This window comes from Corallococcus exercitus, assembly GCF_003611585.1.
Taxonomy (GTDB): domain Bacteria; phylum Myxococcota; class Myxococcia; order Myxococcales; family Myxococcaceae; genus Corallococcus; species Corallococcus exercitus.
The window spans coordinates 1-10992 of the sequence record NZ_RAVW01000334.1; the positions used below are offsets into that span (position 1 = coordinate 1).

The 10992-nt window shown below is 70.3% G+C and carries 7 protein-coding genes; 2 read left to right on the forward strand and 5 right to left on the reverse strand.

All coding sequences use genetic code 11. From position 1 onward, the window contains the following. The first annotated feature begins 133 nt into the window (after positions 1-133). Together wecB and D7W79_RS30930 are read left to right on the forward strand one after the other, a co-directional pair. The gene (gene wecB, locus D7W79_RS30925; protein ID WP_120528971.1) at positions 134-1258 is read left to right on the forward strand and encodes a non-hydrolyzing UDP-N-acetylglucosamine 2-epimerase; all 1125 of its coding nucleotides are present in this window, start codon (positions 134-136) and stop codon (positions 1256-1258) included. A gap of 108 nt (positions 1259-1366) precedes the next feature. Further along, positions 1367-2389, forward strand: a complete 1023-nt coding sequence (locus D7W79_RS30930; RefSeq protein ID WP_120528972.1) for an RluA family pseudouridine synthase — start codon at positions 1367-1369, stop codon at positions 2387-2389. A 4-nt stretch (positions 2390-2393) separates the two neighbouring features. Here D7W79_RS30930 and D7W79_RS30935 read toward each other — a convergent pair whose 3' ends face one another. The 5 genes from D7W79_RS30935 to D7W79_RS30955 form a co-directional block, all read right to left on the reverse strand. Then, positions 2394-5528 (reverse strand): efflux RND transporter permease subunit, encoded by a 3135-nt coding sequence (locus D7W79_RS30935; RefSeq protein WP_120528973.1) that lies wholly within the window; start codon positions 5526-5528, stop codon positions 2394-2396. Positions 5529-5555: 27 nt separating this feature from the next. Further along, positions 5556-6746: an efflux RND transporter periplasmic adaptor subunit gene (locus D7W79_RS30940; protein ID WP_120528974.1), complete on the reverse strand. Its 1191-nt coding sequence runs from the start codon at positions 6744-6746 to the stop codon at positions 5556-5558. A gap of 31 nt (positions 6747-6777) precedes the next feature. Then, the gene (locus D7W79_RS30945) at positions 6778-8103 is read right to left on the reverse strand and encodes a TolC family protein (RefSeq protein WP_120528975.1); all 1326 of its coding nucleotides are present in this window, start codon (positions 8101-8103) and stop codon (positions 6778-6780) included. A 158-nt stretch (positions 8104-8261) separates the two neighbouring features. Then, positions 8262-9629: a sigma-54-dependent transcriptional regulator gene (locus D7W79_RS30950; RefSeq protein WP_120528976.1), complete on the reverse strand. Its 1368-nt coding sequence runs from the start codon at positions 9627-9629 to the stop codon at positions 8262-8264. Then, on the reverse strand, positions 9626-10822 hold the full coding sequence (locus tag D7W79_RS30955; RefSeq protein WP_244222065.1) for a sensor histidine kinase: 1197 nt from the start codon (positions 10820-10822) through the stop codon (positions 9626-9628). Before D7W79_RS30955 ends, D7W79_RS30950 begins: the two co-directional genes overlap by 4 nt. Between the last annotated feature and the right edge of the window lie 170 nt (positions 10823-10992).

The window sequence follows — 10992 nt, forward strand, 5'->3', positions numbered from 1 at the left end:
TTATCGTCGGAAGCGTCAGATGTGTATAAGAGTCAGGCATCTATCAGATTCAGGACGTCTCGCTGCTTCCGGTAGACGGCTGTTAGCCCCACCCCTGGCCGGAAATAGGCACGTGCCTATTTTCCGCAGCGACATGAAGAAGGTCATCCACATCGTTGGCGCGCGTCCGAATTTCATGAAGGTGGCACCCATCCACCGGGCCATCTCCGCGCGCGGGTCCCTGCAGCAGCTCGTCATCCACACCGGCCAGCACTACGACGCGAAGATGAGCGACGTCTTCTTCGCGGACCTGGGCCTGCCTCCGCCCGAAATCCACCTGGGCATCGGCTCCGGCAGCCATGCCGAGCAGACGGCGAAGATGATGGTGGAGATGGAGAAGGTCTTCCTCAAGGAGAAGCCGGACCTGGTCTCCGTGGTGGGTGACGTGAACAGCACCATCGCCGCGGCGCTGGTCACGTCCAAGCTGGCCATCCCGCTGTCCCACGTGGAAGCGGGCCTGCGCAGCTTCGAGCGGCACCAGCCGGAGGAGATCAACCGCGTCGTCACCGACCGGCTCTCCGACCTGTTGCTCACGCCGTCGCGCGACGCGGACGCGAACCTCCTGAAGGAGGGCATCGACCCGAAGCACATCCACCTGGTGGGCAACGTGATGATCGACTCGCTCCTGTCGTCCAAGGAGAAGGCCGACCAGCTGCCCACGCTGAAGACCCTGGGCCTGGAGCCCAAGGGCTACGTGGTGGCGACGCTGCACCGCCCGTCCAACGTGGACAACCCGAAGCTGCTGGCGGGCCTGCTGGGCGTGCTGATGGACGTGGCGAAGCAGCTGCCCGTCGTGTTCCCGGTGCACCCGCGCACGCGGAAGATGATCGCCGAGCAGGGCCTGGGCCCGAAGCTGGAGCAGACGCCGGGGCTCAAGCTGGTGGACCCCATGGGCTACCTGGAGTTCCTGTCCGTCACGTCGCAGGCGAAGCTGGTGATGACGGACTCGGGCGGCCTGCAGGAGGAGACCACGGCGCTGAACGTGCCGTGCCTCACCATGCGCGAGCAGACCGAGCGCCCCATCACCGTGGAGGTCGGCTCCAACGAGGTGGTGGGCACCGACCCCGCGCGCATCCGCGAGGCCGCGAACCGCGTGCTGGCCGGCGACTTCAAGAAGGGCCGCGTGCCGGAGCTGTGGGACGGCCGCACGGGCGAGCGCATCGCGGACCTGTACGCGCGCTTCCTGGGCGTGGTGGAGGCGAAGCGCGCCTTCGGGTGAGCTGACGCGTCCGTGTGAAGCAGTCAGGCCGCCGGGTGCTCGCGTCTTCGTGCGCGGGGGCCGGGCGGCCTTGTTCGTTCCGAAGCGTGCTAGAGCGTCGGGCTCGCCATGCGTGAAGACGCCGAAAGCGCTCCGGCCGTGCCCGACGGCTACGTGGACATCCCGTTCGTCGTGGAGCCGAACTACGCCGGGTGGCGGTTGGATCGCTACCTCTGCGAGAAGATCCGCCGCATGGACCTGGAGCGCGTGCGCGGCATCATCCTGCGCGGCGTGCTGTGCGACGAGTACCGGCTCAAGCCCTCCACGCCCGTGTACCCGGGGCTCACCTTCCGCATCCGTCGCCCCGCGAGCCAGGAGCCCGTGACGCCCACGGCGCTGCCCGTCGTGTTCTCCGATGACTGGCTGCTGGTGCTCGACAAGCCGGCGGGGCTGCCCATCCACCCCACCGCGCGCTACCACAAGGGCACGCTGGTGACGCTGTTGCGCGAGCGCTTCGGTGAGCGCTTCGCGGAGCCCGCGCACCGGCTGGACCGGGAGACGAGCGGGCTGGTGGTGTGCGGCCGCACCACCGAGTCCTGCCGCGTGCTGGGCGGGCTGTTCCTGTCGCGCGACGTCCACAAGGAATACCTGGCGCTGTGCGAGGGCCAGCCTGCCGAGGACACCTTCGTCGTGGACGCGCCCATCGCGGAGGGCACGGACCTCATCCGCATCGCCGTGCGCATCGACCCGGTGGCGGGCAAGCCCAGCCGCACGCGCTTCCAGGTGCTCCAGCGCTTCACGCAGGGCGGTGCGCCGTTCGCGCTGCTGCGCTGCTTTCCGGAGACGGGGCGGCAGCATCAGATCCGCATCCACCTGCGCGAGGCGGGCTTCCCGCTGGTGGGGGACAAGATGTACGGGCCGGACCCCGGCTACTTCGACCGCTTCAGCAAGCACACGCTGGAGCCGGAGGCGTGGGCGCGGCTGCGGCTGCCCCGGCACGCGCTCCACGCGGAGCGCATCACGTTCCCGCACCCGGGCACCGGGGAGAGCGTCACCTTCGCGTCGCCGCTGCCGGACGACCTGAAGGACTTCATCGCCGGGAAGGCCCCGGCTCCCGCGACCGGGGAGCCGGAGCCGTCCTCGATGCCGTGAGGCCCTAGCCCGCCTTGCGGAGGCTCTTCGCTCCGGGCACCACGCGCAGCAACTGCGCGGGCATCCGGTCCACGAACTGCTCCGTGAAGCGGGCGAAGATGCGGAAGAGCACCGGCAACAGCACCAGCGTCAGCGCGCACGCGGAGAGGGTTCCGGACACGATGACGATGGCCAGCGGCTTCTGCATCTCCGAGCCGATGCCGTTGCTCAAACACGCCGGCACCAGGCCCAGCGCCGCCAGCGCGGCGGTCATCAGCACCGGGCGCAGGCGTTCGCGGCTGCCGTGGAGGATGGCGTCGTCCAGTGACTCGCCCGCCTCTCTTCGATCCGCGATGGCGCTCATCACCAGCACGCCGTTGAGCGCCGCCTGTCCGATGAGCGCGATGAAGCCCACCGCCGCCGCCACGCTCAGCGGCATGCCCGCCCAGTACAGGCCGAACACTCCACCCATCAGCGCGAAGGGCACGTTGAGCAGCGTCACCACCGCCCGGCCAAAGGAGTTGAATGCCTTGAAGAGGAGCAGCAGCGTGAGGACGAGCGCCACCGGGAGCACCGTGAGGAGGCGGCTCATTGCTCGCTCCTTGCTCTCGAACTCGCCGCCCCATTCGATGCTCGTTCCCGCCGGGGGCGGGGCTTCCTTTTGGACCAATGCCTGCGCGTCCTTCACGAAGGAGCCCAGGTCCCGGCCTCGCACGTTCATCCGCACGCCGATGTAGCGCCGGCCGTTCTCCCGGTTGATGGAGGCCCGGCCGAAGCCCGTCTTCACCTTGGCCAGCTCGCTCAGTGGCACCAGCACGCCTCCCTCCACGGGCACCCGCAGGCGGGAGATCTTCTCCACGTCGTCGCGGCTGGACATGGGCAGTCGCATCACCACGTCGAAGCGGCGCTCACCCTCCCAGAACTCGCTGAGCGGCCGGCCGCCCACCGCCGTCTGGAAGACGTGCTGGAAGTCTCCCAGCGACATGCCGTGGCGGGCCAGCGCCACCCGGTCCGGAGTCACCTGGATGCTGGGCACCTCGCCGCTCTTCACGATGCCCAGGTCCGCGACGCCTTCCACTCGCGACAGCGTGCGCTTCACCTTCTGCGAATACTCCTGGAGCACCTGGAGGTCGTCGCCGAAGAGCTTCACCGCGAGCTGGCCCTGCTGGCCGCTGATGCTCTCGTTCACGTTGTCGCCGATGGGCTGGCTGAAGCTGACCTCCATGCCGGGGACCTCCGACACGGAGCGCTGGAGGACCTCCAGCACGTCGTCCAGCTTGGGTGTGCTCTTCGGCCACTCGGCGGGCGGCTTGAGCTTCACGAAGAACTCCAGGTTGTTGGTGAGCTTCGCGTCGGTGCCGTCCTCCGGGCGGCCCAGCTGGCTGAGCACTCCGTCCACCTGCGGCGCCTGGCGCAGCAGGCCTTCGATGCGCGGCACCAGCTTGCGGCCCTCCGACAGGGAGATGTTCGAAGGCATGGTGAAGGTCAGATAGAGACTGCCTTCGTTGAGCGCCGGGAGGAATTCGCTGCCCATGCGCGGGATGAGGGCTCCCGCGCAGAGCAGGCCCACCGTGCACACCGCGACCACGGTGGCCGGGTGCTTGAGGCTCCAGGCCAACACGGGCCCGTAGGCCTTGTCCGCGGCTCGCAGCACCGGCGATTCCTTGTGCTTTACCGGCTTGCGGTAGACGAACGAGGCCAGCACCGGGATGAGCGTGACGGAGAAGACGAGCGCGCCCAGGAGCGCCGCCACCACCGTGTTCGCCATGGGCGCGAAGATGCGGCCCTCCACCCGCTGCAACATGAAGATGGGCAGGTACGCCGCGATGATGATGAGCAGCGAGAACACCGTCGGGCGCACCACCGCTTTCGTCGCGCGCTGGATGCGCTCGAGGGGCGTCTCTCCCTCGAACTGGTGGCCGGACATGCGGGCGAGGATGCTCTCGATGATGACCACGCCGCCGTCCACGATGACGCCGAAGTCCACCGCGCCCATGGACAGCAGGTTCGCCGACATGCCTCGCATCTTCAGGTAGATGAACGAGGCCAGCAGCGAGAGGGGAATCAGGACGCCCACGACGATGGCGGCCCGCAGGTCCAGCAGGAAGATGAAGAGGACCAGCGTGACGAGCAGCGCTCCCTCCAGCAGGTTGTGGCCCACCGTGCGCAGCGTCGTGTTCACCAGGTCCGTGCGGTCGTAGAACGGGTCGATGCGCGCGTCGTCTGTCTGGAGGCGGCCGTTCACCGCGGCCACCGCGTCGCGCACGCGGGAGAGCACGACGGAGGGGTTCTCTCCCCGGCGCATCAGCACGATGCCCTGCACCACGTCGCCGTCGCCGTCCCGGCTGACCACACCCTGGCGGGGCGACCAGCCCTCGTTCACGTCCGCCACGTCCTTGAGGAACACGGGCGTGCCTTCGTGCGTGGCCACCCGCACGTCGCGGATGTCGTCCAGCGAGCGGAAGAGGCCCTCGCTTCGGATGACGAACTGTTCGGAGCCTCGCTCCAGCACGCCGCCGCTCGCGTTCTCCGAGCCGTCCTTCAGCGCGTCCTCCACGTCGTCCAGCGTGAGGCCGAACGCGGCGAGCCGGGCGGGGTCCGGCTGGATGTGGATCTCCTTGAGCAGGCCGCCGTAGCTGACGACGTCCGCGACGCCGTCGACTCGCAGCAGGCCCGGCCGCACCACCCAGTCCTGGAGGGTGCGCAGCTTCATGGGGTCGCCCTTCGCGCCCTTCAGCGTGTAGCGGTAGATCTCCCCGATGGGCGTCGCCAGCGGACCCAGGGAGGGTGTGAGGCCTTCGGGCAGCTCCGCGTCGCGCAGGCGCTCCAGGACCTGGGCGCGGGCGAAGAGCACGTCGGTGTTGTCGTTGAAGCTCAGCGTGACGAACGACAGGCCGAACATGGAGAGGTTTCGCAGGCGCGTGAGGCCCGGCATGCCGTTGAGGGCCCGCTCCAGGGGCAGGCCAATCTGGCGCTCCACCTCTTCGGACGGCTGGCCCGGATAGAGGGTGATGACGTTGACCTGCGTGTCGGTGGGATCCGGGAAGGCTTCCACGGTGAGGTCTCGGAAGCAGAAATAGCCCCAGATGGCGGTGAGCAGCGTGAGGAACACCACCGCCGCGCGGTTCTTCAGGCTGAAGTCGACGAGCTTTTCGAACATGGGCGTCTTTCGGTTCGTCGTGGGACTTCAGTCCGCCAGTTCGATCTGGTTCTCCAGGAGCAGGGCGCCCCGGGCGACGAACCGGTCTCCGGAGGAGAGGCCTCCGCGCAGCTCCACCTCGCCGTCGCGGCGGCGGCCCGGCGTCACGGCGACGCGCTCCAGGCGGTTCGAGTCGCGGGCGACGAAGACCACGGAGCGCGCTCCGTCCGTCACCACCGCGCTGTCGGGGACACGCACTCGCTTGACGCCTTCGGGTGCGGTCGGGGTCACTTCCACGAAGGCGTTGGGGCGGAAGCGGCGGTCGTTGTTGGGGACTCGCACGCGCACCTCCACGGTGCGGCGCAGCGGATCCACCACCTCGGAGACGCGGTCCACCTTGCCTGCGCGGGTGATGCCGTCACGCGTGGTGACGGTGACGTCCTGGCCGGGGGACAGGTCCAGCGCATCCGCTTCCTGGAGGTCCGCGACCACCATCACCTGATCCAGGTCCGACAGCCGCACGAGGGGCTTGTCGCGGTCCGGCGTCACCTCCTGGCTGGCCACCACGTCCAGGTCCACCACCGTGCCGGAGCGCGGGGCTGTCACCCAGAAGAGGTTCTCTCCTCGGGAGGAGACCCGGAGGCTGCCCTGCTTCGCCTTCGCGGCTTCGAGGGAGAGCTCGGCCTGACGCAGCTCCGTCTGGGCGGCGAGCAGCTCCTTCTCCGGGGCGGCGCTCAGGGCGACCAACGCCTTGAGGCGCTCCGCGTTGCGGCGCTTCTCCGCGAGCTCTGCTTCCGCGCCGCGCTGTTCGCGCAGCAGCTCCGCGAAGGCGCCGGAGCGCACGCTGAAGAGGTCGTCGCCCTGCTTCACGCGGTCGCCGGGGCGCACGCGCACCTCCTCCACGCGGCCCGCGAGCGGGGCGCCCACGGACGCGGTGCGCGCTTCGTCGAACTGCACTCGCGCGGGGGAGGGAAGCGGGGTGAGGGCGCTGCCTTCGGTGGCGATGGCGAGCTGCACGTAGTGCCACTGCGGCGCTCCGTCTGGCAGGTGGACCGTTTCGCCCTTCACGGTGGGGCCGGCGATGGCGGTCTCGCTCTCCGCGATGGAGTCGGTGGGGGCCAGCACGTAGAGCAGCACGCCGGTGCCCAGGAGGCCTGCTCCCGCGAAGGCCATCCAGACCGGGGCTCGGCGGGTGGTGGTGGACGTCGGGACGGTGGAGGAGGTGTCGGGGGTGTTCATGGAGTGGGGACTTTCGAAAAGGGGGAAGAGATCAGGAGCGGGGATTGATCAGCGTGTCCGGTGCTCGCGGACCGGCGGCACTGGCCCGGGCGATGGCGACGGTGAGGTGGTAGGCGGTCTGGTCCAGGTCGGCCGCGTGCAACACCAGCTCTCCGTAGGTGCGGCGCGCGAGGAGCAGGTCCTGCAAGGCCACGCCTCCGGCCTTCACCGCCGCGTCCAGGCGCTGCACCACGCCTTCAGCCAGCGGGAGCGTCTGCGTGTGCAGCTTCTGGCGGCGCTCCTGCACCGCACGCAGTTGCTGGTTCAGGACGTCCGTCTCCCTCGCGGCCTGAGCCGTCAGCAGCTCGCGGGCGACCCTGGCGGACTCGGCGCTGGCGCTGGCGGCTTGTGCGTCCGCCTGTCCGTGGTCGAAGAGGGGCAGCGGAATCGACAGGCCCACGAAGAGGGAGTTCTTCTGGTTGCCGGCGATGACGAACTGGTCTCGCGTGTAGCCGGCTCGCACCGTCGGATCCGGGATCCACCGGCGCTTCGCCAGCGTCAGCGCGGACCGCGCCGCTTCCTGCTGCGCGCTCAGCGCCTTCAGGTCCGGCCTGGATTCGATGGCGGCGGGCGCGGGTGCGCGGTCGAGCCTTGCCTTGAGGAAGGACATCGCCCGCTCGTGGCTTCCGAAGGGCTCACATGGCAGGCCCGCGAGCTGCGCGCACGCGAGCAGCGCGTCCGCCAACTTCGCCCGCTCCTCTCCCAGCGCCGTCTCCAGCGACTGCGCCTCCAACGTGGAGCGGTCCACGTCCAGCCCCGCCGCGTCGCCGTGCTGCTGCCTTGCGCGTTGCAGGTCCGTGAGCTTCAGCGCGTCGTCGGTGAGCTTCGTCAGCTCCGCGATGCGCACCTCCGTGGTGGCCACGTCCGCTGCTCGCTCCAGCACGTCGTACGTGCGGGCTCGCAGCGCTGCGTGCACGTCCAGCGTGGTGGCGACCAGCGCCGCCTTCGCCGCGTCCTGACGCGGGCCTCGCTTGCCCAGCTCCACCAGCTCCGACAGCCCCACGACGTAGTTGGGCACGTCGTCCCAACGGCGCAGGCCCGGTGGGTTCGTGGCCCCCAGGGGAATGGTGTTCATCGACACGTCCAGCTCCGGATTGGGCAGCAGGTGCGTGCGCTGGTGATCCGCTCGCGACGCGGCGAGGCGGGCACGGTCGTCCGCGAAGTCCGCGGAGTGCTCCCAGAGAAGCTCCGCCAGACCGTCGTCGTCCGGCAGGGTGGAGAGCAGCAGCGTGGCGGGAGAGGTGGGGTGTTGCTCGGCACCGGCGGTGAGGCCGAGCAGGGTGCCCAGGGCGATGAGAGCGGGGAGGGAACGGCGCAATCGGCAGGCTCCGGTGAGAATCCGGAGTCCCCCCATCGCAAGCCATGTGCCCGGCACTTCCCCAACAAATCCGCGCGGATGCGACGCCGCGCGACTTCAAAATCCTTTCATCGTCCGCGACTTCAAAATTCTTTCATCGCAGGGACTGCAAGTTCCCTTCACTCGTCGCCCAGGCGCTTGAGGAAGGTCGGGTAGGACAACCCGAGCGCCTTCGCCGCCTCCATGCGCCGGCCGCCCTGCCGCTCCAGCACCCAGCGCACGTACGCGCGCTCCAGGTCCTCCATGGGCACGGGCTCCGTCACGCTGAAGGCTCCCGGCGCCACTTCGGCCGGTGCCTCCACGTTCACCGCGTTGCTGACAGAGGGCGTGCCGCCAAGCACCTCCAGCTCCAGCTCCGGTCCGGGCTCCAGCACCAGCGCCCGCTCCAGGATGTTGCGCAGCTCGCGCACGTTGCCCGGGAACGCATAGGCCGCAAGCCTCGCGCGGGCCTTCATCCCCAGGCTGACGTCGCGCCGGCCCAGCTCACGGCCCAGGTCCGCGAGCATCCCTTCCGCCAGCGGGAGGACGTCCTCGCGCCGCTTGCGCAGCGGGGGGATGTCGATGCGGAACACGCTCAGGCGGAACCAGAGGTCCTCGCGGAAGTTGCCGCCCGACATCTGCTTCGGCAGGTCCCGGTTGGTGGCGGCCACGATGCGCGCGGTGCTCGTCTGCTCCGTGGTGCCGCCCAGCCGGCGGAATCTCCCCGAGTCCAGGAACGTCAGCAGCTTCGCCTGGAGCGCCAGCGGCAGTTCGCCCACTTCATCCAGGAAGAGCACGCCGCCGTGGGCCACCTCCACCAGCCCGCGCCTCGCGGTGCGCGCGTCCGTGAAGGCGCCCTTCTCGTGGCCGAACAGCTCGCTCTCCACCGTCTGCTCGGGCAGGGCCGCGCAGTTGATGTGCACGAAGGGCGCGCCCCCGTCCTTCGACGCGAGCGCATGCAGGTGCCGGGCGAGTTGCTCCTTGCCCACGCCCGTCTCGCCCAGCAGCAGCACCGGACTGCGAGGCGACGCGGCGATGCGCTCCAGCATCGCGAACACCCGCTGCATGGCGGCGGACGTGGGAGGCACCAGGCGTCGGCGGCCGGACAGCTCCGCCTCCGCCGTCTCCAACCGGTCCCGCAGGCGGCTGGCATCCAGGGCCCGGCGCGCACGCAGCACCAGGTCCGCCAGCTCCACGGGCTTGGCCAGGTAGTCCGCCGCGCCGGCCCTCACCGCGTCCACCGCGCTGGCGATGTCGCCGTGCGCCGTCACCATCACCACCGCCACGCCGGGCGCGTGCGCCTTCAGCTCCGGCAGGAACGCGAGCCCGTCTCCATCCGGCAGGCGGCGGTCCAGCACCACCAGCACGGGCGTGGCCTTCGCGAGCGTCGCGCGGGCCTCGTGCAGCGAGTGCGCCACCGTGAGGCTGAAGCCCTCGCGCTGGAGCGCCACCGCCGCGATGGAGGAGAAGGCGCGGTCGTCATCCACCAAGAGGACGGGGAGGCTCATGGCCGGGGGGCTCGGGGCAGGTGGAGGAGGAAGAGGCAGCCGTCGGGAAGGCGCTCGAAGGCGAGGTGTCCGCCCTGATGCTCCAGCGCCTGGCGCGTCATGGCCAGCCCCAGGCCGATGCCCTTGGGCTTGGAGGTGCGGAAGGGCTCGAAGAGGTGTCCCTCCACGTCCGCCGGCGGCCCGCCCCCGTTGTCCTCCACCGTCACCACCGCCGCGTCCGCGTCCAGGCGGGCGCGCACGCGCACCCGGGGCTCGGACACCTTGCCCAGGTCCTTGGCCGCCACCGTGGCCTCCATCGCGTTGCGCACCAGGTTGTCCAGCGCGGTGGTGAGCAGCAGCGGGTCGCACGACACGAGCGCCCCGGCCGGGGGCACGTCCACGTCCACGCGCACCTCGCCCGCCTCCGGCAGCGAGCGCAGGCCCTCCACCACGTCGCGCACCACTTGGGCCAGGTCCACGTCCACGCGGCGCACGACGGGCGGCTTGCCGAAGTTCAGGAGCGACGTGGCCAGGTGCGCCAGCCGGTCAATCTGACCGTGCAGCGTGCGCACCACGAGCCCGCCCTCTCCCTCCGGGGAGACGAGGCCCGTGGCGGCCTTGAGGCCGTTGAGGGAGTTCTTCACCTCGTGCGCGATGAGGCTGGCGGCGCTGCCCAGCGCGGCCATCTTCTCCTGCTGCGCGGAGCGCGACTCCACCTCGCGGAACAGGCCGTAGACGCGGCGCCAGTGCACGGTGAAGAGCACCAGCGTGCCCACCTGGAGCAGCGCCAGCACCAGGAGCTGCACGAGGAAGCGGTCGCGCAGGCCGGACAGGAGCGCCGTCTCGTCCGCGGCGAGCAGCAGGTGCAGCCCCGTGCCGGGCACGGGCGTGGCGGTGAGGAAGGTCTCCGGCATCGCGTCCAGCGACGGGGGCCGGACGCCCTCGCGGATGAAGTCGCGCAGCTCCCCGGACGCGCGCGACACGCTGGCCCACGAGGGCGGGGCGCTCGGCAGGAAGAGGTCGCCAGAGGCGTTGAGGACGAGCAGCTCCAGGTCACTGCTCAGCGGCCGTCCGCCCGGCAGCGCCATCTCCGTGTCCAGCAGGCCCGCGAGCACCGCGGTCGTCTGGCCCGCGCGCACCACCGGCACCGCGACGACGAAGAGGGAGGCGCCTGGCGCGATGGCGTCCACCACCGACGTCTGGCGCGCGAGCACCTGCTGGAACCAGGGGCGCGTGGCGAAGCCGCCCCGGGCTTCTGACTCGACTTTCGCTCTTTTGGAGCGAGGGGGCGAGCGCTGCGGTCTACGCCGCGCGCTCCTGGGGGTGCGTGGCGCGGGAGGCGGCGCGTAAGTTGGCGCGAAGTCGACGCGGCGAGTGCCAGCGG

Excerpts from the sequence above, each read along its gene's own strand:
- D7W79_RS30940 (WP_120528974.1), bottom strand. The coding sequence starts at position 6,746 with ATGAACACCCCCGACACCTCCTCCACCGTCCCGACGTCCACCACCACC.
- D7W79_RS30935 (WP_120528973.1), bottom strand. The coding sequence starts at position 5,528 with ATGTTCGAAAAGCTCGTCGACTTCAGCCTGAAGAACCGCGCGGCGGTG.
- D7W79_RS30950 (WP_120528976.1), bottom strand. The coding sequence starts at position 9,629 with ATGAGCCTCCCCGTCCTCTTGGTGGATGACGACCGCGCCTTCTCCTCC.
- wecB (WP_120528971.1), top strand. The coding sequence starts at position 134 with ATGAAGAAGGTCATCCACATCGTTGGCGCGCGTCCGAATTTCATGAAG.
- D7W79_RS30930 (WP_120528972.1), top strand. The coding sequence starts at position 1,367 with ATGCGTGAAGACGCCGAAAGCGCTCCGGCCGTGCCCGACGGCTACGTG.